Annotated in this window: 26 protein-coding genes and 1 pseudogene; 17 read left to right on the top strand and 10 right to left on the bottom strand. The window is 59.0% G+C overall.

Annotated features, from left to right (window positions below):
• Positions 1–41: 41 nt before the first annotated feature.
• A complete protein-coding gene (gene tsgA, locus RTP97_RS14470) occupies positions 42–1,226 on the bottom strand; it encodes an MFS transporter TsgA (RefSeq protein ID WP_312414840.1) in 1,185 nt (394 codons plus the stop codon).
• A gap of 281 nt (positions 1,227–1,507) precedes the next feature.
• Between tsgA and ppiA the strand changes: the two genes are divergently transcribed.
• From ppiA to RTP97_RS14455, 3 genes are all read left to right on the top strand, one after another.
• Entirely contained in the window at positions 1,508–2,080 is a 573-nt protein-coding gene (ppiA, locus tag RTP97_RS14465; RefSeq protein ID WP_312414838.1) for a peptidylprolyl isomerase A, read from the top strand.
• A gap of 108 nt (positions 2,081–2,188) precedes the next feature.
• Positions 2,189–2,359: a YhfG family protein gene (locus tag RTP97_RS14460; RefSeq protein WP_268106017.1), complete on the top strand. Its 171-nt coding sequence runs from the start codon at positions 2,189–2,191 to the stop codon at positions 2,357–2,359.
• Entirely contained in the window at positions 2,349–2,942 is a 594-nt protein-coding gene (locus RTP97_RS14455) for a putative adenosine monophosphate-protein transferase Fic (RefSeq protein ID WP_312211903.1), read from the top strand. Before RTP97_RS14460 ends, RTP97_RS14455 begins: the two co-directional genes overlap by 11 nt.
• A 52-nt stretch (positions 2,943–2,994) precedes the next feature.
• On the opposite strand, the gene RTP97_RS14450 is transcribed toward RTP97_RS14455, so the two are convergent.
• A complete protein-coding gene (locus tag RTP97_RS14450) occupies positions 2,995–3,318 on the bottom strand; it encodes a DNA-binding transcriptional regulator (protein WP_312414834.1) in 324 nt (107 codons plus the stop codon).
• The gene (locus RTP97_RS14445; protein ID WP_312414832.1) at positions 3,296–3,661 is read right to left on the bottom strand and encodes a type II toxin-antitoxin system RelE/ParE family toxin; all 366 of its coding nucleotides are present in this window, start codon (positions 3,659–3,661) and stop codon (positions 3,296–3,298) included. Before RTP97_RS14445 ends, RTP97_RS14450 begins: the two co-directional genes overlap by 23 nt.
• 128 nt (positions 3,662–3,789) lie before the next feature.
• Between RTP97_RS14445 and pabA the strand changes: the two genes are divergently transcribed.
• Together pabA and RTP97_RS14435 are read left to right on the top strand one after the other, a co-directional pair.
• The gene (gene pabA, locus RTP97_RS14440) at positions 3,790–4,362 is read left to right on the top strand and encodes an aminodeoxychorismate synthase component 2 (protein ID WP_312414829.1); all 573 of its coding nucleotides are present in this window, start codon (positions 3,790–3,792) and stop codon (positions 4,360–4,362) included.
• Positions 4,363–4,454: 92 nt separating this feature from the next.
• Entirely contained in the window at positions 4,455–5,675 is a 1,221-nt protein-coding gene (locus RTP97_RS14435) for an aspartate aminotransferase family protein (protein WP_312414826.1), read from the top strand.
• On the opposite strand, the gene RTP97_RS14430 is transcribed toward RTP97_RS14435, so the two are convergent.
• Both RTP97_RS14430 and crp read right to left on the bottom strand, forming a co-directional pair.
• Entirely contained in the window at positions 5,672–7,753 is a 2,082-nt protein-coding gene (locus tag RTP97_RS14430; protein ID WP_312414823.1) for a YccS/YhfK family putative transporter, read from the bottom strand. The genes RTP97_RS14435 and RTP97_RS14430 overlap by 4 nt on opposite strands.
• A 52-nt stretch (positions 7,754–7,805) precedes the next feature.
• Positions 7,806–8,438: a cAMP-activated global transcriptional regulator CRP gene (crp, locus tag RTP97_RS14425; protein WP_000242758.1), complete on the bottom strand. Its 633-nt coding sequence runs from the start codon at positions 8,436–8,438 to the stop codon at positions 7,806–7,808.
• A 307-nt stretch (positions 8,439–8,745) separates the two neighbouring features.
• On the opposite strand from crp, the gene RTP97_RS14420 reads away from it, so the two are divergent.
• Positions 8,746–9,150: an OsmC family protein gene (locus tag RTP97_RS14420; RefSeq protein ID WP_312414819.1), complete on the top strand. Its 405-nt coding sequence runs from the start codon at positions 8,746–8,748 to the stop codon at positions 9,148–9,150.
• Positions 9,151–9,201: 51 nt separating this feature from the next.
• Here RTP97_RS14420 and RTP97_RS14415 read toward each other — a convergent pair whose 3' ends face one another.
• From RTP97_RS14415 to RTP97_RS14405, 3 genes are read right to left on the bottom strand one after another with little or no spacing between them, the layout of a single operon-like run.
• Positions 9,202–10,071 carry a phosphoribulokinase gene (locus RTP97_RS14415; RefSeq protein ID WP_312211910.1) on the bottom strand — a complete coding sequence of 290 codons (870 nt, stop codon included), beginning with the start codon at positions 10,069–10,071 and terminating at the stop codon, positions 9,202–9,204.
• A 53-nt stretch (positions 10,072–10,124) separates the two neighbouring features.
• A complete protein-coding gene (locus tag RTP97_RS14410; protein ID WP_238082659.1) occupies positions 10,125–10,343 on the bottom strand; it encodes a YheU family protein in 219 nt (72 codons plus the stop codon).
• Entirely contained in the window at positions 10,344–11,360 is a 1,017-nt protein-coding gene (locus tag RTP97_RS14405; protein WP_312414817.1) for a hydrolase, read from the bottom strand. It abuts the gene before it with no gap.
• A gap of 269 nt (positions 11,361–11,629) precedes the next feature.
• Here RTP97_RS14405 and mdcA point away from each other — a divergent pair, with 269 nt between their 5' ends.
• The 8 genes from mdcA (at position 11,630) to mdcH (ending at position 18,674) form a co-directional block, all read left to right on the top strand.
• Complete coding sequence (mdcA, locus tag RTP97_RS14400) at positions 11,630–13,285, top strand: malonate decarboxylase subunit alpha (protein ID WP_312414811.1); 1,656 nt, start codon at positions 11,630–11,632, stop codon at positions 13,283–13,285.
• A complete protein-coding gene (locus tag RTP97_RS14395) occupies positions 13,285–14,142 on the top strand; it encodes a triphosphoribosyl-dephospho-CoA synthase (protein WP_312414808.1) in 858 nt (285 codons plus the stop codon). Before mdcA ends, RTP97_RS14395 begins: the two co-directional genes overlap by 1 nt.
• A 9-nt stretch (positions 14,143–14,151) precedes the next feature.
• Positions 14,152–14,451, top strand: a complete 300-nt coding sequence (gene mdcC, locus RTP97_RS14390) for a malonate decarboxylase acyl carrier protein (RefSeq protein WP_312414806.1) — start codon at positions 14,152–14,154, stop codon at positions 14,449–14,451.
• Positions 14,444–15,277, top strand: coding sequence for a biotin-independent malonate decarboxylase subunit beta (locus RTP97_RS14385; RefSeq protein WP_312414804.1), 834 nt, complete (start codon positions 14,444–14,446; stop codon positions 15,275–15,277). The genes mdcC and RTP97_RS14385 overlap by 8 nt, the downstream gene beginning before the upstream one ends.
• Entirely contained in the window at positions 15,277–16,077 is an 801-nt protein-coding gene (mdcE, locus tag RTP97_RS14380) for a biotin-independent malonate decarboxylase subunit gamma (RefSeq protein WP_312414802.1), read from the top strand. Before RTP97_RS14385 ends, mdcE begins: the two co-directional genes overlap by 1 nt.
• Before the next feature lie 127 nt (positions 16,078–16,204).
• On the top strand, positions 16,205–17,164 hold the full coding sequence (locus RTP97_RS14375) for an AEC family transporter (protein ID WP_312414800.1): 960 nt from the start codon (positions 16,205–16,207) through the stop codon (positions 17,162–17,164).
• Positions 17,165–17,166: 2 nt separating this feature from the next.
• Positions 17,167–17,778: a malonate decarboxylase holo-ACP synthase gene (locus RTP97_RS14370; protein ID WP_312414797.1), complete on the top strand. Its 612-nt coding sequence runs from the start codon at positions 17,167–17,169 to the stop codon at positions 17,776–17,778.
• Positions 17,778–18,674 carry a malonate decarboxylase subunit epsilon gene (gene mdcH / locus RTP97_RS14365; RefSeq protein ID WP_312414794.1) on the top strand — a complete coding sequence of 299 codons (897 nt, stop codon included), beginning with the start codon at positions 17,778–17,780 and terminating at the stop codon, positions 18,672–18,674. The genes RTP97_RS14370 and mdcH overlap by 1 nt, the downstream gene beginning before the upstream one ends.
• Positions 18,675–18,717: 43 nt before the next feature.
• Here the strand turns inward: mdcH and RTP97_RS14360 are convergent, their stop codons facing one another.
• A complete protein-coding gene (locus tag RTP97_RS14360; RefSeq protein ID WP_312414792.1) occupies positions 18,718–19,641 on the bottom strand; it encodes a LysR family transcriptional regulator in 924 nt (307 codons plus the stop codon).
• A gap of 4 nt (positions 19,642–19,645) precedes the next feature.
• Entirely contained in the window at positions 19,646–21,550 is a 1,905-nt protein-coding gene (locus RTP97_RS14355; RefSeq protein ID WP_312414790.1) for an ABC transporter ATP-binding protein, read from the bottom strand.
• Between the two features lie 131 nt (positions 21,551–21,681).
• Here RTP97_RS14355 and kefG point away from each other — a divergent pair.
• The 3 genes and pseudogenes from kefG (at position 21,682) to RTP97_RS14340 (ending at position 24,253) form a co-directional block, all read left to right on the top strand.
• A pseudogene (gene kefG, locus RTP97_RS14350) lies at positions 21,682–22,233 on the top strand (glutathione-regulated potassium-efflux system ancillary protein KefG).
• Positions 22,233–24,041, top strand: a complete 1,809-nt coding sequence (kefB, locus tag RTP97_RS14345; protein ID WP_312414787.1) for a glutathione-regulated potassium-efflux system protein KefB — start codon at positions 22,233–22,235, stop codon at positions 24,039–24,041. The pseudogene kefG and the gene kefB overlap by 1 nt, the downstream one beginning before the upstream one ends.
• Before the next feature lie 11 nt (positions 24,042–24,052).
• Complete coding sequence (locus tag RTP97_RS14340; protein WP_312211924.1) at positions 24,053–24,253, top strand: YheV family putative zinc ribbon protein; 201 nt, start codon at positions 24,053–24,055, stop codon at positions 24,251–24,253.
• Positions 24,254–24,355: the final 102 nt, after the last annotated feature.

Here is a 24,355-nt window from a genome sequence, read left to right as displayed (position 1 = left end):
AGGCGCTAGCCCCTTTTCAGGACGAAAAGGGGCGGGATAACTTAGTGCGCAGAAGCCGTGTTGCTGTGCTGACGATGGCGACTCACGAAGCCAAGCGCGAAGCACATCACGAATACCACGGCATAAAGACCGTTAGCGGTCATCAGCGCTGCCTGCGGGCCACTATTGGCCACGATAGGGCCGGTCACCACGAAGGTGAGCATGGTGCCAATGGTGCCGCAGGTGAGAACAAAGTTAACCAGCTTCGGCGAAGCCACTTTGGTCTGCTGAGAGCCGAGGGTAATAATGGTGGTGTAGATGGCGCTGGAGAAGAAGCCGAGGGCCAAAATAAACCACGCCATATGTTCCGGGCTGCTGGTGATGAAGAAGTACATCAGTACGGTCGCCAACCCGGCCAGTACAGTCAGAATACGCTGCAGGTCGAAGAAGCGCAGAATAAAGCTAAACGCCCACATGCCGACCATGTAAGACATCCAGAAGTCGCTGACCAGTTTGCCCTGTCCGCTAACGTCCATGCCCAGCCCTTTGGCATACTCCGGCACCCAGGAGATAAAGCCCAGCTGACCGAGGATGTAGCAGAGCGCGGCGATGGAGAGGAACAGAACGCCGATGCCCCACTTCTCTTTCACCACCGGCTTATCGCTTGGGGCAGCATGTTTGCCCAGTGCCGGGAATTCGCAGCCGATGGTGAGCACGAAGATGGCGACGTAGACCAGGCCAATGCAGGCGTAGACCCAGTACCACTCAATGCTGCGCGCCAGCAGGAACGCGGCCACCATCGGGAAGATCATCCCGGCCATGCTGAAGAAGGAGTCGGTAAACAGCAGGCGAGAGCCACGCTGGCGGCCTTCATACATCTGGGTCACCAGGAAGGTACCAATCGACATGGTGATACCGCTCACCAGCCCCAGCACGAACATGGCGGCAGAGAAGATCGCCAGGCTGTGGGTCAGCATCAGTGCCGCCACGGCCAGCACCATCAGCACAAAGCCAAAACGCAGCTGGGTTTTAAGCGGCACGATCTCCATCAGCCAGGCGTTTAGGAAGATAGAGATCAGGATCCCGGTGTTCAGGAAGGTAAAGGTATTACTCATGCTGGAAACGGGCAGGTTGAAATACTTAGCGATATCGCCCATCACCATACCGGTGACGATCACCAACGCACCGGTAAGGGCGTAGGAGAAAAAGCTAATCCAGGTGAGCTTGATTCGATTGCTGTTAGTCATGAGACTGGCCTGTGAATAGAAGTGTAAAGCGCGTTGACTGCGCCGTGAACGGGCAGATTTTATGCGTTCAGGTGACACATTTAAATCTTTAAAAATGAAAATTGATCATGTTGCACATTTTATTTTGAAACGTGTCACACATTTTCCACCTGTTGCGCCATAGTGAGCTACAGACACATCTGTTTCAAATTCGTAAAATTGAGTAAAGCGCTGGCCTGGGGGCAGCATGCTCTTTAGAATCAAGCGACTCGCTCTCTTCACTGTTCACTGTAGGAATTCACATGGTTAAAACGACTCTGGCGGCTGTAGCGGCTATTTTTGCTCTCTCTGCACTCTCTCCGGCTGCCTTCGCCGCAAAAGGCGATCCTCATGTTCTGTTAACCACCTCTGCCGGAAACATTGAGCTGGAGCTGAACGGCCAGAAAGCCCCGGTATCAGTGAAGAATTTTGTCGACTATGTGAACAGCGGCTTCTATAACAACACGACCTTTCACCGCGTGATCCCAGGCTTCATGGTGCAGGGCGGCGGTTTTAACGAGCAGATGCAGCAGAAGCAGCCGAACCCGCCTATCAAAAACGAAGCGGATAACGGCCTGCGCAACACTCGCGGCACTATCTCCATGGCCCGCACCGCTGACAAAGACAGTGCCACCAGCCAGTTCTTTATCAACGTTGCGGATAACGCTTTTCTCGATCACGGCCAGCGCGACTTCGGCTATGCCGTTTTCGGTAAAGTTGTGAAAGGCATGGATATCGCGGACAAGATTTCCCAGGTACAGACCCATAACGTCGGTCCGTATCAAAATGTGCCGTCAAAACCGGTTGTTATCCTCTCCGCAAAAGTCCTGCCTTAACGCTTTTTTGCACGGGTATCACCTGCCCGTGCTCTGCCTGCTTCCCTGCGTAACGTGAAAATGCCGCTTATACTTGTGGCAAATGACGCACATCATCAGGGAGACACAATGGCGAAAAAACTCACCGAACGGCAAAAATCCCGTCTCTGGGAGCAGCAGCGTAACGTCAATTTCCAGGCCAGCAGGCGTCTGGAAGGGGTGGAGTGCGCCCTGGTCACGCTCAACGCAGAAGAAGCAGAGGCGCGCCTTGAAGCGCTGCGGAGGCAGCATGAGCGATAAGTTTGGTGACGGGCGTGACCCGTACTTCTACGCCGGCCGCAACGTGATGAGCAACCGACTGGGTATTCATCAGGCAAAACAGCTGGAAGAGGCGGCCTACGAGTTTACCTCGCTGCGTGCCGCTACCCTGGAGCTGGGTCCCGTTGCCCGGGGCCTGCCGCATCTCTGCGCCATCCATCGTCATCTCTACCAGGATATCTTTGAGTGGGCCGGTGAGATCCGCGAGGTCAACATCTATCAGGGCGATACGCGCTTCTGTAATTTTGACTATATCGAGAATGAGGGCAACGCCCTGATGCAGGCGCTGGAGGATGAGGACTGGTTGCAAGGCCTGGAGAAGACCGCGTTTATCGAGCGTCTGGCGCACTACTACTGCGAGATTAACGTCCTGCATCCGTTCCGGATCGGTAACGGCATCGCCGAGCGGATCTTCTTTGAGCAGCTGGCAATCCATGCCGGGTATCAGCTCGACTGGCGCGGCATTGAGCCCGATGCCTGGAGCGCCGCCAACCAGAGCGGCGCAATGGGTGACCTCTCAGCACTTATCGACATCTTTACTCACGTGGTGAGCGAAGCGGAGTAAAACGTTGCCGGATGGCGCTGCGCTTATCCGGCCTGCGCGGGGGCGGACATATCTATATCAATATGTCCAGCCCATGCTTTTGTATAACGCTTAACAGCTTTAGTGATAACCCATTCGGCCGTTTAGCTCCGCTTTCCCATTTTTGTACGGTTGAAACGCTGGTGTTTAAATAGTGGGCAAAAACAGGCTGGCTAACGTTAAACCTCTCCCGCAGCTTTTTGATTTCATCCGGCTGGATGTCATCTACCTGGCCAATGCAGGCTTTATCAAAGCTACGCATTGTTTCCTGAGAGATAGCATCTACGCTGTGTAATCCCGCAGCAGCGCTATGAATCGCTTCAAAAGCGGTACTTTTAAATTTCTCTTTTGCGGTCATGACAAATCTCCAGCAACTCTTTAGCGTCAATTAACAAGCTCAGTTTTTCAGTTTTCAGGCCCGCGTAATGCTTTGCGAGCGTTCGAAAGCCTGTGAGTTCTTCATGAGTGATATTTGCCATATCCTGTTTGGCATACAGGAAAGTGTAAAACCAATTCCTCCCACCTTTAGCCAGGATAATGGCGCGATCGCGATTGTGGTTCAGGCGCTTTTTATAGACGCCGCCGCCAAGGTTATCTGCTTTTCCTTCACATACAGCGTTGATAGCCAGACATAACTCATCGTCCTTGATGGCATGGTTTTTTGCCGTTTTACTGAACCATTTTGTTTTAAAAACCCGCATTTGATTCACATCCTTGTTCATTTTACTGTAGCACTTAGTGCAATAGTAAGCACTTCTTTCAGTAGGTCATAGTCAGAATTTCTCAGGCTGCGTACAATGTCGCAAAGATAGTTATCAAGTGACTTACCATGATCCTGCTTATCGACAACTACGACTCCTTTACCTGGAACCTCTATCAGTACTTCTGCGAGCTGGGGGCTGAGGTGGTGGTAAAGCGCAACGACGAGTTAACCCTCGCCGATATCGCGACGCTGGCCCCGGAGAAGATCGTCATCTCGCCTGGCCCCTGCACGCCGGACGAGTCGGGCATATCGCTGGAGGTTATTCGTCACTATGCCGGTAAGCTGCCGATCCTCGGCGTCTGCCTGGGTCACCAGGCGATTGCGCAGGTTTTTGGCGCGACCATCGTCCGGGCGCAGAAGGTGATGCACGGCAAAACCTCCGTCATTACCCACACTGGCCGGGGCGTGTTTTACGGGCTCAACAATCCACTCACCGTCACCCGCTACCACTCGCTGCTGATCGATCCCGCGACGCTGCCAGACTGCTTTGAGGTGACCGCCTGGAGCGATACCCAGGAGATCATGGCTATCCGCCATCGGGAGTGGGATCTACAGGGGGTGCAGTTCCATCCGGAAAGCATCCTGAGCGAGCAGGGGCATGCGCTGCTGGCAAACTTTCTTAACCAGGCCGATTTCTAGTTGCCTTGAGCTGATTTTTTATGCATATTTTGTGATTATATTTTCATAATCATTACTGCATATAATTGCTGCATAGAATGGATGGGCATGACATGGCAACTGAACAGAACGCAGTTACGCGCGCAACATTTGACGAAGTAATACTGCCCGTTTATGCACCGGCGGAGTTTATCCCGGTGAAAGGCAAAGGCAGTCGGGTGTGGGATCAGCAGGGCAAAGAGTATGTTGATTTTGCGGGCGGGATTGCCGTTACGGCGCTGGGCCACTGCCATCCTGCGCTGGTAGAGGCGTTGAAGAGCCAGGGCGAAACCCTGTGGCACACCAGCAACGTCTTCACCAACGAGCCGGCGCTGCGCCTGGCGCGCAAGATTATCGACACCACCTTTGCCGAGCGCGTGCTGTTCATGAACTCCGGCACCGAGGCCAACGAAACCGCCTTTAAGCTGGCGCGCTACTACGCCTCTACCCGTCACAGCCCCTATAAAACCAAAATCATCGCCTTCCATAACGCCTTCCACGGGCGCTCGCTATTTACCGTCTCGGTCGGCGGCCAGCCGAAGTACTCCGACGGCTTTGGACCGAAACCGGCTGATATCATCCACGTGCCGTTTAACGATCTTCATGCGGTCAAAGCGGTGATGGACGATCACACCTGTGCGGTGGTGGTTGAGCCGGTACAGGGGGAAGGGGGCGTCACCGCCGCGACGCCTGAGTTCTTACAGGGCCTGCGCGAGCTGTGCGACCAGCATCAGGCGCTGCTGGTGTTTGATGAGGTGCAGTGCGGGATGGGACGCAGCGGCGATCTCTTTGCCTACATGCACTACGGCGTAACGCCGGATATCCTCACCAGTGCCAAGGCGCTGGGGGGCGGTTTCCCGATCAGCGCCGTGCTGACCACCGAGGCGATCGCCAGCGCCTTCCACGTTGGCTCCCACGGCTCGACCTATGGCGGCAACCCATTGGCCTGCGCAGTAGCGGGCGCAGCGTTTGACATCATCAGCTCGCCTGAGGTGCTGCAAGGCGTTGGTGAGAAGCGCCAGCGCTTTGTGAAGCATTTGCAGCAGATCGACGAACAGTTTAACGTGTTCAGCGATATTCGTGGCATGGGCCTGCTGATTGGGGCAGAACTGAAGCCGCAGTTCAAGGGGCGCGCCCGCGATCTGCTCTACGCGGCAGCCGACGAGGGCGTGATGGTGCTCAATGCCGGGCCAGACGTGATGCGCTTTGCGCCGTCGCTGGTGGTCAGCGAGCAGGATATTGATGAAGGTATGCAGCGCTTTGCCGTGGCGGTCGCCAACATCGTCAGGGCTTAATCTTTACTCCACCGGCGGTTAAGCCAGATGCCATGATGCGGGCGCTGACGCCATGCCACCGACGAGATGGTGTGCATGCTGTTCAGATGCCCGATAATGCGCTGGAGGTGCATCTCCATTGGACTCATCGGGCCGTGGGTGAGCGTCTCCGGCGCTTCAAGAATATTCGCGTCGCCGGAAGCTCCGGCCCCGTCATAGTCCAGCCGCTGTTGGCAGCGCTGCAGCGCAATTTCACAGGACTCCAGATAGCGCTGGGCCAGATCCGGCGTCAGCATGGCGTGCTCTCGGGCCAGCGTCGTCAGGGCATTAATATGCTCAACGATAAACTGGCTATGGGTCACCCAGAGCTTCATATCTTCCAGATAGTGGGTATTGAACCCCGGCTCCTGCATCGCCTGGTTGAGCGAGTTAAAGAGCGCGTTGTGCGCCTGGTTGACCCGTATCCGCTGGTAGGCCAGCGGCGTTGGCTGCGGATCGTCGCTGAGGATCAGGCGAATCGCATCCTGATCCTTCTCAATGGCATCATGGGCATTTTTCCGCAGCAGCCCGCTCTGCCACTGCGGCCAGAGCCAGACCATCCCGCCGAAAGCGATCAGGCAGCCAATCAGGGTATCGATCAGGCGGGCAACGATAAAGTTCTCGCCGCTCAGGGTCAGGATTTGAATTGAGTATACCGCCGTGATGGTGAAGCCCACCGTTGCCCAGCCGTAGCTTTTGCGAATAATCAGGTAGCTTACCAGCGTGATAAACAGCATCCCCAGCAGCGTGTACCCCTCCGGGACATGGAAGTGCAGGGCGATCCCGGCAATGGTTAACCCGGCCAGCGTGCCCGCCGCCCGGTGTAAAATACGCACCCGCGTAGCGCCGTAGCCGTTCTGCGTGACTAGCAGCACCGTCATCAGGATCCAGTAGGGCTTCGGCAGATGCAGCGCGCTGCCCATCAGGCTGGCGATGCTCAGCATAACGCTGATGCGGGCGGCATTGCGCAGCGCCGGAGACTTCAGCGACAGATAGCTCTTGAGCGCCTCCCACAGCGGCTGGCGGCGCTGCTGGTCGGCCATCAGGTCGCGGGTATAGAGCGGACGCTGGGTGCGCAGCACGCGGGCGATACGGCTAAAGTGCCAGGCGCAGAACTGGCCAACCGGATTTTGCGGATGCTGACGGGCGATCTTCTCCAGGGCACCAATCTGCTTCTCCATAGTGAAGCGGGTCGGGTAGCGATGATACAGAATGTCGTCCGCGAGCACCCGCAGCCGGGCGGCGACTACCTGCGCATTCCAGCGGATCACCGCTTCGGCATGGCTGCGCTCCACCAGCTTCTGCACCTCTTCCGGCTGGTGCAGACTTACCGAGATGTGTTCCTGCAGATCCAGCGCCACCTGAAACGCCCGCAGCAGGCGTTTGTAGTCGTTATGCTGGTTAGCGGCAAGCATATGCAGCTGCTGATAGCACTGGCTGATGAGATCCACCGCCTTTTGCTGGCGCGCCAGCAGCGGCGGCAGGGCCTTTTCCGGGTCGGCATGCTGCGTCAGCAGGCTGTATTTCGCCTCGCAGTAGTCGGCGAGCTGGCGGTAGAGCAGGCTCAGGGATTCGCGCAGGGGCTGCTCGCGCCACAGCCAGAACCAGAACCAGTTAAAGGCGCCATACCAGAGCGTGCCCAGGGCGTAGATAAGCAGCGGCTCCCAGACGGGCATATTGCCCGCCAGGCTCAGGGTAAAGATAGCGGCGATAAGCGAGGCCGGAAGCAGGCGAGCGTGTAGGGGGCTAATCTCCGCCGTGACGCCCAGCAGCATTGCCAGCCCGGCGAGGATCAGCGGTAGCGCTACGTTAGCCTCCAGCAGCAGCTGCACCGCCAGGCTGCAGCCGGCAAACAGCGAGCCGCCGATAATCAGGCGCTTAAAGAAGCGTTTGTGTGGGGTATCGAGACCGGCAATGTTGCAGCAGGCAGGCACCAGCGAGAAGAGCAGCCCCTGTTGCAGATGACCCAGCGCCAGGCCGATAGCCACGGGAAGACACAGCACCAGCGTTTGCCGCAGTGCGTAGTTAACTTCGGGGTGGTAGATTAGCCTGCGCCACATGAGGGAGAGAGCAAAAACGGCGTATGCAGAGGCAACACGCCGTTCTTAAAGCTTAACGCGTTCCGTAGACGACGATGGTTTTGCCGTGCGCGGAGATCAGGTTTTGATCTTCCAGCATCTTCAGGATACGGCCCACGGTTTCACGGGAGCAGCCTACAATCTGGCCGATCTCCTGGCGGGTGATTTTGATCTGCATCCCGTCCGGGTGGGTCATCGCGTCCGGCTGTTTAGCCAGGTTCAGCAGCGTCTGCGCGATGCGGCCGGTAACGTCGAGGAAGGCAAGGTTGCCCACTTTCTCAGAGGTGACCTGCAGGCGACGTGCCATCTGCGACGAAAGGCGCATCAGAATATCCGGGTTAACCTGGATAAGCTGACGGAACTTTTTATAGGAAATTTCGGCCACTTCACAGGCGGTTTTCGCCCGTACCCATGCGCTGCGCTCCTGGCCCTCTTCAAACAGGCCCAGTTCACCGATAAAGTCTCCCTGGTTCAGGTAAGAGAGGATCATCTCTTTCCCTTCCTCGTCCTTGATGAGCACTGCCACTGAGCCTTTGACGATGTAATACAGCGTTTCCGCTTTTTCACCCTGGTGAATCAGCGTGCTCTTCGACGGGTACTTATGAATATGGCAATGAGACAAAAACCATTCGAGAGTCGGGTCTGTTTGTGGTTTGCCAAGCACCATGCGCGGTTATCCTCTGTTATAAGCTGGCGCCAGTCGCGGGACGAATCCGGCGGCTGGGGTTGCAATCATATGCTTCCCGATTCCTGGGAAGGGGGCCGTCAAAAAGGCATGCGGCCTGTAATGGTTGAAGTCCTCTGCATACCTGCATAATGTCAATGCATTACTGTAGCATCCAGACTGTTTTAGCATAGCTTTCGCCGTGTGTCTCCTGGTGTCTCGCTTCAGCTTGATACAGGTCGCCTTCCGTTGCGCGTTTTACCCGGTGCGCGTAATCTGTCGGGAAAATTGCCACTCTGGAGTGATGAAAATGCAAGCACGCGTAAAATGGGTTGAAGGTTTGACGTTCCTCGGGGAATCCGCTTCCGGCCATCAGATCTTAATGGACGGTAACGCCGGGGATAAAGCGCCTAGCCCGATGGAGATGGTGCTGATGGCGGCAGGCGGATGCAGCGCCATCGACGTCGTGTCGATCCTGCAAAAAGGGCGCCATAACGTGACCGATTGCGAAGTGAAGCTGACCTCCGAGCGTCGGGAAGAGGCACCGCGTCTCTTCACCCACATCAACCTGCACTTTATCGTTACCGGCAAAGAGCTGAAGGATGCGGCGGTATCACGCGCGGTGGATCTCTCGGCGGAAAAATATTGCTCCGTAGCGCTGATGCTGGAGAAAGCGGTCAATATCACCCATTCATACGAGGTGGTTGAGGGGTGATTTTACGCCCGGTGACGCTGCGCTTGCCGGGCCTGGATGACGCGCATTACCTTATTCAATCTTCTTGCCTTCCATCAGCCGCTGCACCAGCGGCAGCATAATCAGCTCCATCGCCAGCCCCATTTTGCCACCCGGCACCACCAGGGTGTTGATGTGGGAGATAAACGAGCCCTGCAGCATCGCCAGCAGCCAGGGGTAGTCGATGCCCTCCAGATCGCGAAAGTGGATCACCACAAAGCTCTCGTCCAGCGAGGGGATATTTTTCGCAGCAAAGGGATTAGAGGTATCGACGGTGGGGACACGCTGGAAGTTGATGTGGGTGCGGGAGAACTGCGGCGTAATAAAGTTGATGTAGTCATCCATGGAGCGCACCACCGAGTCCATGACCGTCTCCCGGGAGTGGCCGCGCTCGCTGGTATCGCGGATCATCTTCTGGATCCACTCGAGGTTGATAATCGGCACCACGCCTACCAGCAGATCCACATGTCGCGCCACGTCGTGCTGGGGCGTCACCACGCCGCCGTGCAGCCCCTCATAAAACAGAATATCGGTAGGCTCCGGCAGCGGCTGCCACGGCGTGAAGGTGCCGGGGATCTGGTTCCAGGGCACGGCTTCGTCGTAGGTATGCAGATACTTGCGCGCCTGGCCGGTGCCGTTGTGGCCATATTCGATAAAGGTCTGCTCAAGCAGACCGAAATCGTTAGCGTCCGGGCCAAAGTAGCTGATATGCCGTCCGGCATCGCGCGCCTTGCGGATCGCCATATCCATCTCCGGACGGGTATAGCGGTGAAAGCTATCGCCTTCCACCTCGGCGGCGCGCAGACCAAGCTGGGCAAAGATTTTACGAAAGGCGAGGCTGGTGGTGGTGGTTCCTGCGCCGCTGGAACCTGTAACAGCAATCACCGGATGTTTGGCTGACATAGCGAACGACTCCCTGATAAAGAACAGAAGAGGGCGGATCGCCTGACGCAGCGTTATTCGCGAAACTGTTTCCGGGGCATAATATTGACCGTCTCGTGTAGCTCTGACCACACCAGCACGACCTCACCCGTTTCCAGCTGACGCTTTACGTCGGCAACCTTTTGCTCAAGCGAACGCTCATGTTCACCATAATCGGTGCCTTCGCGCAAGACAAAGCTCTCAATCAGGCTGTTGAGCGTGTCAGGGGCAACCTCTTGCCAGGGAATAATCATTTATGCCTCCAGATAGGGCGCCAGCCAGTCGGGGATGCGCTTCTCAAGCCACATCTCAGGGCGGCGCAGGGTGCCGCCAACAAAGCCAACGTGGCCGCCATGTTCGGTTAACTGATACTCAATATTAGCGGGTAAATGGCCCGCTGCCGGAATGACGTGGTGATCCATAAAGGGATCGTCTTTAGCATGGATAATCAGCGTTGGCTTGCGGATCTGCGGCAGCACCGGCATAGCGCTGCTCCGGCGATAGTAGTCGATGGCATCATCGAATCCGTGTGCCTTCGCGGTGATCAGGTCATCAAACTCACGGATGCGGCGCACGCGCTTAAGCTGGGCGAGATCGATTGGCAGAGAGCCGGGATAGGCCTTCAGCTTGCGTGTAGCGTTGGCTTTCAGCAGGTTGAGGAGATAACGCTGGTAAAAACGTGAGAAACCCTTATCCATATGGAGGCTACAGGCCTCCAGCACCAGCGGAGCCGAAACAATCACCCCCGCGTTGAGCGGCAGGCTATCGTCGGCTTTTGCCAGCAGGCAGCCAAGCATATTGCCGCCGAGGGAGTAACCCACCGCCGCCGTCGGTGCCGGGCCGAACTCATTATGCAGCCAGTGCAGGAATGCGCTGCCGTCTTCGGTTTCGCCAGAGTGGTAGATGCGGTTCAGGCGATTAGGCTCGCCGCTACAGCCGCGAAAGTGCATCACTACCCCGAGCCAGCCACGCTGTTTAGCAGCATGGATCAGTCCGTGGGCGTAGGGGCTATGCAGGCTGCCCTCCAGGCCATGAAAAACGACCAGCCGGGGCTTATCTTTTGCCTGCTGCGGATCTTCGCTCCACGCCAGATCGACAAAGTCGCCGTCGGGCAGCTCAAGACGTTGCCATTGAGCGGTAAATTGCAGGCGACGGCGCAAAATACGCGGCAGCATCGTCTGCAAATGCGGGTTACGTGCCCCCGGCATCGGGCGAAATTCAACGTCATCCTCCGCCGCAGCGGGGAGTGTTAAGGGAGTTATCTGGGCCATCTCGTGCGATATATTCTTCAGTGATCTGCTGAATACTATACCTTCACAGATAAATTATGTTTATGAAAATGGGTCAATACCCCTGCATCATCCCGCCTTAGCGCATTTTTCTACCCTCTGGTCTGATCTGAATCACAAATCCTCGTTTTGATTATTACTCTCAGGCTAACGATCCTGCTGGTCGCTTTATTGATGCATTTTTCTACAGGGTGCACACTTGTTTCAGCGTTAAGCAAATCAAAATGATTAGCTGAATCAGGAGGTTAATAATGTTATCTGGGCAAAAGCCAGCGCGGGTATGGAACACGCGACGCACTGAGAAGCAGCGCCGTCTGGACTCTGTACCGGTGCAGGGCAAGGTACTGCCGACCGGCGACCTTGTCGCCATGCTGGAAAAACTGATTGCGCCGGGCGACCGGGTGGTTCTCGAGGGGAACAACCAGAAGCAGGCAGACTTTCTCTCCCGCTCGCTGGCGGAGGTCAATCCGCAAAAAGTGCACAACCTGCATATGATCATGCCAAGCGTTGGGCGCAGCGAGCATCTCGATATTTTCGAAAAGGGCATCGCCCGTAAGCTGGATTTCTCCTTCTCCGGGACACAAAGCCTGCGCATCTCGCAGCTGTTAGAGGACGATCTCCTCGAGATCGGCGCTATTCACACCTACATCGAACTCTACTCACGCCTCTATGTTGACCTGGCCCCGAACGTGGCGCTGATCGCCGGTTTTAAAGCCGACCGTAAGGGCAATCTCTACACCGGGGCAAGCACCGAAGATACCCCGGCGCTGGTAGAGGCCGCGGCGTTCCATGATGGTATCGTCATTGCGCAGGTCAACGAGCTGGTAGATGACGAGTCCGACCTGCCCCGTGTCGATATCCCCGGCTCGTGGATCGACTACGTGGTGGTGGCCGACAAGCCGTTCTTTATCGAACCGCTGTTTACTCGCGATCCGCGCCTGATCAAGCAGGAGCATATCCTGATGGCGATGATGGCGATTAAAGGCATCTACGCCGAGCACCAGGTGCAGTCCCTGAACCACGGGATCGGCTTCAACACCGCCGCTATCGAGCTGCTGTTGCCCACCTACGGGGAACAGCTCGGCCTGAAGGGCAAAATCTGTAAGCACTGGACCCTGAATCCGCACCCCACGCTGATCCCGGCAATTGAAAGTGGCTGGGTGGAGAGCGTTCACTGCTTCGGCGGCGAGCTGGGGATGGAGGAGTATATCCGCGCCCGTCCTGACGTCTTCTTTACCGGGGCCGACGGCTCAATGCGCTCGAATCGCGCCTTCTGCCAGCTGGCTGGCCAGTATGCGGTAGATATGTTTATCGGCTCAACGTTGCAGGTGGATGGCTATGCCAACTCCTCAACGGTAACCCGGGGCCGCCTCTCCGGCTTCGGCGGGGCGCCAAACATGGGCCACGATCCTCACGGCCGCCGTCACGCTACCCCGGCGTGGCTCAACATGATTGCCGAACCGGATCCGCTACAGCGCGGTAAAAAACTGGTGGTGCAGATGGTAGAGACCTTCCAGGCCGGGGTGAAACCGACCTTCGTTGAGAAGCTCGACGCCGTTGAGGTCGCAAAAGCCTCCGGCATGCCGCTGGCACCGGTGATGATCTACGGCGACGACGTGACCCACGTATTGACCGAAGAGGGTCTGGCTCACCTGTGGCGCGCCGAGAGCATGGAGGAGCGCCGGGCGATGGTTGCCGCAGTGGCTGGGATCACCGACATCGGTCTGGGCGTTGATGCTAAGCGCGTCGCTGCGCTGCGTCAAAGCGGCAAGGTGCTCTACCCGGAAGATATGGGGATTCGCCGCTCCGATGCCACCCGCTCTCTGCTGGCGGCAGGCAGCGTGGCTGACCTGGTCGAGTGGTCAGACGGCCTCTACAACCCACCTGCGAAATTCCGGAGCTGGTAATGAAACATCTGCCACAAATTCAGGTTACAGGCGGTGCCGAGTGGCTGGCGCATACCGCCACCCAGTGTCTGATTGACGAAGCACGATTAAGCCCGAAGCCCGGACTTGTGGACAGCCGGGGAAACGGCGCACATCACGACCTGTCGTTAGCGCTGATGGAGCGCTCGGCGCGCAGCCTGACCCCGACGTTTCAGGCCCTGGCGCAGCAGAGCTGGCAGCGGCCAGCGGATATTGCGCTTAGACAAACCATTGGACGACTCGGCCGCGAAGGCGAGCAGCAGATGATGGCAGCCACCTATGGCGTGAATACCCACCGGGGTGCGATTTGGGCGCTGGGGCTGCTGGTCAGCGCGGTGGCGATGCTCGGTGGCGCGGAAAACGCACAGGCCATTGCCGACACCGCCGCAGCGCTGGCGATGCTGCCGGATGACGCTGCCCCGAAGATCTTTAGCAAAGGACTTCGCGCTACGCATCGCTATCGCGTGCCGGGTGCACGTGAAGAGGCTCAGCAGGGGTTCCCGCACATCATGCAGCACGCTTTACCGCAGCTGCGGCAGAGCCGGCTGAACGGCAGCAGCGAAACGCAGGCCAGGCTCGATGCGCTGATGGCGATCATGACGTCGCTGACCGACACCTGCGTACTTTCACGCGCCGGGATGGAAGGCCTTGAGGCCATGCAGTTTGGCGCACGTGCCGTACTCAACGCAGGCGGCACCGCGCAGCTGGCCGGGCAGCAGGCGCTGGCGAGGTTAGATCGTCAGATGCTGATGCTCAACGCCTCGCCGGGTGGCGCAGCGGATCTGCTCGCTGCGACCCTGTTTCTTGACCGTGTCGAATCGCCCTATTTACAGCATTAAGAGGATGTTATGGAACAGATCACAATCTCTGTGCCCGCCAGCCGCACGCTAAGCGGCAAAGCGCTGGCAGGCGTTGTCGGCTCTGGCGATATGGAGGTGTTATTCACCGCCGCGCCGGGCGAGACGCTGACTATTGATATCACCACCTCCGTAGACAACAGCCGTGCCCGCTGGGAGGCGCTGTTTAACCGCCTCGGCGTGGTAAGCGAGCTGCCTGCGGGCAAGCTGGTTATTCACGATTTTGGCGCAACGCCGGGCGTGGCACGCATTCGTATCGAACAGGTATTTGAGGGGGTGAGCCATGCGTGATGACCGTAGCTTTATCGAACTGAAAGCGCGTGAGCGCGCGCGTACACTGCTGGATGAGGGTAGCTTCCGCGAGCTGCTGGATCCGTTTGAAGGCATTATCTCGCCGTGGCTGGGGCCGCAGGGCATCGTACCGCAGGCCGATGACGGCATGGTGGTGGCTAAAGGGACTATCAACGGTCAGCCCGCCGTGGTGGTGGCTATCGAAGGGACCTTCCAGGGCGGCAGCATGGGCGAAGTGTCAGGCGCAAAAATGGCGGCGGCGCTGGAGCTGGCGGCGGAAGATAACCGCAACGGTATACCTACCCAGGCGGTGCTCTGTCTGGAGACCGGCGGGGTACGTTTACAAGAAGCTAACCTCGGCCTGGCAGCGATTGCTGATATCCATGCGGCGATTGTCGATCTGCGCCGCTACACCCCGGTGGTGGGCATTGTGGCTGGTACGGTGGGCTGCTTCGGCGGGATGTCCATTGCCGCGGCGCTCTGTAGCTACCTGATTGTTACCCGTGAGGCACGTCTCGGCCTGAACGGCCCGCAGGTTATTGAGCAGGAAGCCGGCATTGCCGAGTACGATTCTCGCGACCGGCCGTTTATCTGGAGCATGACCGGCGGTGAGGTCCGCTATCAGAGCGGGCTGGTGGATGCGCTGGTGGGCGACGGCATCAACGCCGTAAAAGGCGCGATGAACGACGCTATCGCCAAAGGCGTTCCGGCTAAGCACCGTACCGACAACTACGCCTGGTATCTGGATCGCCTGAGCCATTTCGATACGGCAAAACAGGCTGATGCTGAGCAGATCAACGCGCTCTTTGCCCGGGAGGAGAAATAATGAGTCATTCAATAAGCCGCGGCGCGTTATGGCTGGAAAAACTCGCGCCCAATGCCACACGTCTTGCAGGACTGTGTCCGTCCGTTCAGGCCGCTGACGGCGAGCTTAACGGGGAAGCAGTGCGCTTCATTACCGTGGTTCCGGATGCCCACAACCACTATCCTCGCGCCGCCCAGGGTGAAGTCGGGCTGCTGGAGGGGTGGACCCTGGCGAAGGTGGTGAGTGAAACCATCGCCCTGGATGCCGACAGCGCCGTTAAGCGCCCGATTGTGGCGATAATCGATGTGCCAAGCCAGGCCTATGGCCGCCGTGAAGAGGCGTTTGGTATTCATCAGGCGCTGGCCGGGGCCGCTGCGGCCTATGCCAACGCACGGCTGGCGGGCCATCCGGTGATTGGGCTGATCGTCGGGAAAGCGATGTCCGGGGCGTTTCTGGCCCACGGCTACCAGGCAAACCGGCTGATCGCCTTCAACGATAAAGGTGTCCTGATCCACGCGATGGGCAAAGAGTCCGCGGCGCGCATTACGCTGCGTACCGTCGAGGCGCTGGAGAAGCTGGCGGCGACCATTCCGCCGATGGCCTACGACATCGATAACTACGCTACCCTCGGGCTGCTGGCCAATCTGCTGGATATTAGCAATCCCGATGCGCCAACCGATAACGATCTGGCGCAGGTGCACAGCACTCTGCAACAGGCCATCCATGACGCTCGTCAGGACCGTACGCTGAAAAACCGTCTCGGGGCTGACAACCGCCATAGCTCCCTTCTTGTGCGCGAGCGCATGAAAGCGAGCTGGTAAGAAAAGAGAGACCTGCCAGAGGTAAGTCCCCGTGGGCGCACTCGCTGCGCCCGCGAGGAGAACGACGCCCTGAAAAAATAATAATCATCGCGCCAGTGCTAAAACTTTTAACCACAGGTGATTTTTTATGACTTACGTAATTGTTCATGCTCTCGCACCGATTTTTATCATCATGCTGCTGGGATTCTGGGCTGGCAAAGCAAAGATGGTTGATAATAAAAATGTTTCCCTGCTCAATATCTTCGTGATGGATTTTGCCCTGCCCGCCGCGCTGTTTAGCGCCACGGTGCAGACCCCGTGGACCGGCATTGTCGCCCAGTCGCCGCTGATTCTGGTCCTGACCCTGGCGATGTGGATCACCTATGCCGCGATCTACTTCCTGGCGACAAAAGTCTTTAAAAAGTCGCCGCAGGATGCCGCCGTGCTGACCCTTACCGTTGCGCTGCCGAACTACGCCGCACTGGGCCTGCCGATTTTGGGCAGCGTGCTGGGTGAAGGCCCGTCAACGTCACTCTCCGTGGCGGTCTCTATCGCCTGCGGCTCCGTGCTGATGACCCCGTTCTGCCTGCTGATCCTGGAGCGTGAAAAAGCGCGTGCCGAAGGCAACAACAGCGGCTCTACGCTCTCCATGCTGCCGGTGCTGATGTGGCGCTCAATTAAAAAACCGATCGTCATGGGGCCGCTGCTGGGGGTGATCCTCTCCGCGATTGGCATCAAAATGCCGGAGCTGGTGCTGGCGGCGATTAAACCGCTGGGCCTCTCCGCCACGGCGGCAGCGCTCTTCCTGACCGGGGTGATCCTCTCCGCGCGGAAGCTGCAAATTAACACCATGGTGATCACGTCAACGATTGCCAAACTGCTTATCCAACCGGCGATTGCCTGGGGTATCGTGCTGGCCCTCGGCCTCTCCGGCTCCGTGGCGATCACCGCCATTCTGATGATTGCACTCTCAGCCGGTTTCTTCGGCGTGGTGTTCGGTAACCGCTTTGGCGTGCAGTCTCCGGATGCAGAAGCCGTGCTGCTGTTAAGCTCCGTACTGTGTATCCTGTCGCTGCCGCTGTTTATCTCGCTGACTTCAGGAATGTAACTATGACCATGCTGCGCCCCCACGATCTTATCTGGCTGACAAACCGCGAGGCTCTCGACGGGGTTGATGAACCCTGGGTGGAGACGGTCTGGCATCCTGATTTACCGGTGGTGGTGCGGCGTGATGTGGACGAGGAGCGCATTCCGGTTGGCGTCCGAGGTATCCGCCGCGACCAGCGCGCAGCGGGCTGGACCCACGCATCGCAGGTGGTGCGGGTGGTCTCCCCGGAGCAGCTGGTGGACAGTAACGATCTGCTGCGCTCGCCGTTTATCTCCCAGCCGCCAGTGCAGGTGGCGTTGCAGCTCGCCCAGCAGGCGTGGCCGTGGGTCTGGGGCATCACCGGCAGCAGCGGCTATGCCCTGGCTACTGGCATTCCGGTGATCCACGCCAGCAGCGACCTTGACCTGCTGATCCGCGCCCCGCAGCCGCTCTCCCGCGCGCTGCTGCTCCGCTGGCAGACGCCGTTGAACCATGCCCTGTGCCGGGTGGATACCCAAGTGGATACCCCGTACGGCGGCTTTGCCCTCAACGAATGGCTGCGCGATGGGCGCGTATTGCTTAAAACCAGCCGGGGCCCACGCCTTGTCAGCGATCCCTGGCGCAGGGAGGATTGATGAAAACTCTGTTTACCTTTCCCGGACAGGGAACCCAGCGTCCCGGCATGCTGCAACATCTGCCGGGTCATGAGATGGCCGAGGCGCGTGAAGTATTGGGCGCGGAGGCCGATACCCTCGACAGCCCTGAGGCGCTGAAGCATACCCGTGCGGTGCAGCTCTCCCTGCTGATTGCTGGCGTCGCCTGGGCGCGAGAGATGCAGCGCCGCGGCATTGAACCGGATCTGGTTAGCGGCCTGTCGATTGGTGCCTACCCGGCGGCGGTGATCGCCGGGGCGCTGGCGTTCAACGATGCGTTAAGCCTGGTGGCGCTGCGCGGCGATCTGATGGAGCAGGCCTACCCGCACGGCTATGGCCTGACGGCGATCATGGGCCTGACCCTGACGCAGGTGGAGGCGCTGGTTGACGGCAGCGGCACCTATATCGCTAACCTCAACGCCGAGACGCAGATCGTTATCGCCGGGCGCGATGAGGATATGGCCCAGGTGGCGCAGCAGGCGCTGGCGAAAGGGGCGACGAAAGCTCAGCGTCTGGCGGTGAGCGTGCCGTCGCACTGCGAGCTGCTGAATGCGCCCGCGCAGAAGCTGGCGCAGGCCTTTGCCCAGGTGAGGCTCTCCCGACCGCGTTGCGCCTACCTCAGCGGCAGCACCGCCCGCGTACTGTGGCAGCCGGAGCGCATTGCGGACGATCTGGCGATGAACATGGCGCGGACGGTGCGCTGGCAGGAGGCGGTGATTGCCGCCAACGAGCGCGAGGCGCGGCTGGCTATTGAGATGCCGCCGGGCGGCATTCTGACCTGCTTAACCCGTCAGGCGGCGTGGGAAGGGGAGACAGTCTCTCTTGAGCGCAGCGGGCCGGAAGTGGTTGCGCACCTGGCGAAGCGTCTCGCCCGATAATGTTTTATTGCCCGGTGGCGCTACGCTTACCGGGCCTACGGTATTACGACGTCGGCAAACTGCGGGCGTACATGCGCCCTTCGGCGGCCAGCGCCAGCAGGTTGGGGTCGTGCTCGCGGCTGCGGGCAAAGACAATGCCGATCTGCTGCTGCATCTGGTACGGCTGGGCCAACTTCAGCAGCTGTACCGAACTTTCATAGACTTTCTTCATCCGCCCCGGCATCAGGGTAAAGCCTACCCCGGCCTGCACCAGGCTGAGCATTGAGAAGATATCATTCACACGGGTGACGATCTCAGGTTCAAACCCGGCGATGTGAAACGCCTCCTGGAATCCGGCGTAGGTAGCAAACCCCTCCGCCAGCGAGACAAACTTCTGCTGGCGGTAGTCGCGCAGATCGGCCAGCTCACCGGTATTGAGGGTAGCGGAGGCCGGTGCGGCCAGAAAGATGTCGTCGTGAAACAGCGGCAGCACTTCGAACTGGACCAGATCAACCTGGTTGTCAGAGAGCGAGATAAGGATCGCATCCAGCTCGCCATCCTCCAGCTTCTGCAGCAGCATGTCGTTGGAGCCCATCGTCAGGTTAATCTCCAGCTCCGGCCGCCGCAGCTTCATCCCCATAATCAGGTGCGGCACCGTCTCCAGGGTGAGCGAGTAGAGCGTGCCGACGCGCAGCCGACCCTGGCCGACGCCCGCCGTTTTGCGCGTCTCCTCGAGGCCGCGGGCCATCAGCTGCGTCACCTCCTGGCAATACTCCAGCAGCGTCCAGGCGGCGGGCAGCGCCAGCAGGTTACGTCCCTTGTGCACAAACAGCGGACAGCGCACGCTCTCCTCCAGGGTGTGCAGCGCCCGGTGGACGCTGACGCCGCTGATCTCCAGCGCCTCGGCGGTGCGGGCGATGTTGCCCTTCTCCATAAAGGTCATGAAGATGGTCAGCTTGCGGAAGGTGATGTCGCTGGCGATCTCCATAGCGCTACTCGCTTTGCAGCATGCCTTCAAGCTGCTCCTGTGCCTCAAGCCACGCCATCTCACACTCCTCCAGGCCCGACTTCGCGCTCGCCTGCGCCTGTAAACACTCGGTCAGCTCGGCCTTGCGGCTCTGATCGTACAGGCCGCTGTCGCCAAGCTTCTCTTCGGCCTTCGCCAGCTGGGCGTTGAGCTTCTCCATCTCCTTCTCCAGACGGGCGATCTCTTTGCGAAGCGGCTGGGTCTGGGTACGCAGTTCGGCTTCCCGGCGCTTCTGGTCTTTCCGCGCCTGGGCGCTGTTGCCATTCTCCTTCGCCGCATCGGCAGGTTGGCTCTCCTGCTTCTGCACGTCACTCAGCCACTGCTGGTAATCCTCCAGATCGCCGTCAAACGGCTCGACTTTGCCGTCGTGGACCAGGTAGAGATCGTCGGTGGTGGAGCGGATCAGGTGGCGATCGTGCGACACCACCACCAGCGCGCCCTCAAACTCAATCAGCGCTTCGGTCAGGGCCTGGCGCATGTCGAGATCCAGGTGGTTGGTTGGCTCATCAAGCAGCAGCAGGTTAGGGCGCTGCCAGACGATCAGGGCCAGTACCAGCCGGGCCTTTTCACCGCCGGAGAAGCGTTCGGTGTTCTCTGTGACCTTATCGCCCTGGAAGCCAAAGCCGCCAAGATAGTCCCGCAGCTTCTGCTCCGCTTCCTGAGGGGCAAGGCGGGCCAGATGCTGCAACGGCGACTCATCCGCCCGCAGGAACTCCAGCTGGTGCTGGGCGAAGTAGCCAAGCTTGATGCCCTTCGCGAGACCGATATCGCCGCTGGTAGGGGCAAGCTCGCCCGCCAGCAGTTTGATCAGCGTCGATTTACCCGCGCCGTTGCGCCCCAGCAGGCCAATGCGCGAGCCAGGAACAAGGTTGAGCTTGATCGAGTTAAGAATGGTGCGATCGCCGTAGCCTGCGCTCACCTTCTCCATCTTCAGCAGCGGATTGGGCAGGCTCTCCGGCGCGCGGAAGCTGAAGTGGAAGGGGTTATCCACGTGCGCCGGGGCGATAAGCTCCATGCGCTCCAGCATCTTCACCCGACTCTGGGCCTGCTTGGCCTTGCTGGCCTTAGCTTTGAAGCGGTCGATAAAGCTTTGCAAATGCGCCACGCGCTGCTGCTGGCTCTCGTAGGTGGCCTGCTGCTGCGCCAGACGGGTTGCGCGCTGGCGCTCAAACGAGCTGTAGTTGCCGGTATACTCGAACATGTTCTGCTGTTCGATATGGATAATTTTATCTACCACCGGATCGAGGAAGTCACGGTCATGGGAGATGAGGATCAGCGTCCCCTGATAGCTCTTCAGCCAGCGCTCCAGCCAGATCACCGCATCGAGATCGAGGTGGTTGGTCGGCTCATCGAGCAGGAGCAGGTCCGAACGGCAGACCAGCGCCTGGGCAAGGTTGAGGCGCATACGCCAGCCGCCGGAGAAGTCGCTTACCGGCCGTTCAAGCTGCTCGGTAGAGAAACCCAGCCCGTGCAGCAGGCTGGCGGCGCGAGAGCGGATAGTCCAGGCGTCGATGGCGTCGAGCTTGCCGTGAACGGTGGCGATGGCATGACCGTCGTTGCGCTCGTTGGCGTCATTCAGCTGGGCCTCCAGCTGGCGATACTCACGATCGCCATCAATAACATAGTCGATGGCAGGCTCGCTGAGGGCAGGGGTCTCCTGATTCACCCACGCCAGCTGCCAGTTAGCGGGGTAGGTGAAGCTGCCGCCGTCGGCAGTCAGCTCATTTTTCAGCAGCGCCAGCAGGGTCGATTTCCCGCAGCCGTTTTTACCCACCAGCCCGACTTTCTGGCCGGGGTTGATGGTGGCGGTGGCGTTATCCAACAGGACACGCACGCCGCGACGAATTTGTAGTGAGGAGAAAACAATCATAGAGCGCCGTATGTTCAGACTATGTTAATTTGTCATTATGATAATGTGGGGTGCGCCTATAATGCCGCACTGGGGCGCAATGGTAGCCCGAAACGACAACGATATACAAAAATAGAACCGGGAGGGGAGTGATGTCCCAGACAGCCAGAGTGCTGCTGCTGTATGCCCATCCGGAATCCCAGGACTCAGTAGCCAACCGGGTCCTGCTTAAGCCGGCAATGCAGCTGCACAATGTGACCGTACACGATCTCTATGCGCACTACCCAGACTTTTTTATCGATATTCCCCGCGAGCAGGCGCTGCTGCGCGAGCACGACGTGATCGTCTTTCAGTTTCCCCTCTACACCTACAGCTGCCCAGCGCTGCTCAAAGAGTAGCTCGATCGCGTCCTGACCCGCGGCTTCGCCAGCGGACCGGGAGGCAACCAGCTGGCAGGCAAGCGCTGGCGCTGCGTGATCACCACCGGCGAGCCGGAGAGCGCCTACCGCTACGACGGCCTTAATCGCTATCCGCTTAGCGATATCCTGCGTCCCTTTGAGCTGACGGCGGCCATGTGCCGCATGCAGTGGATGACGCCCTATATTGTCTACTGGGCGCGCCGCCAGCCGAAAGAGGCGCTGGCAAGCCATGCCCGAGCCTACGGTGACTGGCTGGCATCACCTACCGCGACGGGAGGTCGCTAATGGACGGAACCGATCTGCTGCTGGCAGGCGTGCTGTTTCTGTTTGCCGCCGTGGTCGCCGTGCCGCTAGCCGCCCGGCTGGGCATTGGCGCGGTACTGGGCTATCTGCTGGCAGGCATTGCCATCGGCCCATGGGGGCTGGGATTTATCAGCGACGTCGATGAGATCCTCCACTTCTCTGAGATGGGCGTCGTGTTTCTGATGTTTATCATCGGTCTGGAGCTCAACCCGTCGAAGCTGTGGCAGCTGCGGCAGTCGATCTTTGGCGTTGGGGCGGCGCAGGTGCTGCTCAGCGCTGCGATCCTCGCCGGTCTGCTGATGCTGACCGACTTCGCCTGGCAGGCGGCGGTCATTGGCGGTATTGGCCTGGCGATGTCCTCTACCGCGATGGCGCTCCAGCTAATGCGCGACAAGGGGATGAACCGCAGCGAAGCTGGACAGCTGGGGTTCTCGGTGCTGCTGTTCCAGGACCTGGCGGTGATCCCGGCCCTGGCGCTGGTGCCGCTGCTGGCGGGCGGCGGCGATGAGCACTTCGACTGGATCAAGATCGGCATGAAGGTGATCGCCTTCGCCGGGATGCTGGTGGGCGGCCGCTATCTGCTGCGCCCGGTGTTCCGCTTTATTGCCGGCTCCGGCGTGCGCGAGGTCTTTACCGCCGCCGCGCTGCTGCTGGTGCTCGGCTCGGCGCTGTTTATGGACGCGCTGGGGCTGTCGATGGCGCTCGGCACCTTTATCGCCGGGGTGCTGCTGGCAGAGAGCGAGTACCGCCATGAGCTGGAGTCGGCAATCGATCCCTTCAAGGGGCTGCTGCTGGGGCTCTTCTTTATCTCAGTAGGGATGGCGCTGAATCTGGGCGTGCTCTATACCCACCTGCCGTGGGTCATCGCGGCGGTCGCTATTTTGGTGGCGGTGAAAACCACGGTGCTCTATCTGCTGGCGCGCCTCTACGGCCTGAGAAGCTCGGAGCGGATGCAGTTCGCCGGCGTGCTTAGCCAGGGCGGAGAGTTTGCCTTTGTGCTCTTCTCTACCGCCTCCTCGCAGCGACTGTTCCATAACGATCAGATGGCGCTGCTGCTGGTGACGGTCACCCTGTCGATGATGACCACGCCACTGCTGATGAAGGGCATCGATAAGGGACTCTCCCGGCGCTTTAACACGCCGGATGAGGAGGGTGAGAAACCCTGGGTTGAGGATGATAAGCCGCAGGTGATCATTGTCGGCTTTGGCCGCTTCGGCCAGGTGATTGGCCGCCTGCTGATGGCTAACAAGATGCGCATCACCGTGCTGGAGCGCGATATCAGTGCGGTTAACCTGATGCGGAAATATGGTTACAAGGTCTACTATGGCGACGCTACCCAGATAGAGCTGCTGCGCTCGGCGGGCGCGGAGGCAGCGGAGTCGATCGTCATCACCTGCAACGAGCCGGAAGACACCATGAAGCTGGTAGCGATCTGCCAGCAGCACTTCCCACACCTGGCGATCCTCGCCCGGGCGCGGGGACGTTTCGAGGCCCACGAGCTGCTCCAGTCGGGCGTAACGCAGTTCTCCCGTGAGACCTTCTCCAGTGCGCTGGAGCTGGGACGCAAGGCGCTGGTATCGCTGGGCATGCACCCGCACCAGGCGCTGCGGGCGCAGCTGCACTTCCGCCGTCTCGATATGCGAATGCTGCGCGAGCTGATGCCGGTGGTGCATACTGATACACAGCAGATCTCCCGCAGTCGTGAGGCGCGGCGCGAGCTGGAAGAGATTTTCCAGCGTGAAATGCAGCAGGAGCGGCGGCAGCTTGATGGCTGGGACGAGTTTGAATAGAGGTTAAATGTATGGCGATACGTAAACGTTTTATCGCGGGCGCAAAGTGCCCGGCCTGCCAGGCGCAGGACACATTGGCAATGTGGCGCGAGAATAATGTCGATATTGTTGAGTGTATTAAGTGCGGCCATCAGATGCGCGAGGCGGATAAAGAGGCCCGCGAGCATGTTCGCAAAGATGAGCAAGTGATCGGGATTTTTCATCCGGACTAGCGATATGTCCCAGCTTTTTTTAAGCTTAAGGGTACACGGGGGCAGAATTCCGTTACAATCTGCGCCAGTAATTTTCCCACGCTCAGGAGATATCATGAAAGT

Source organism: Pseudescherichia sp., from assembly GCF_031998825.1.
Classification (GTDB): domain Bacteria; phylum Pseudomonadota; class Gammaproteobacteria; order Enterobacterales; family Enterobacteriaceae; genus Pseudescherichia.
This window is presented reverse-complemented; position numbering and strand designations above follow the sequence as displayed.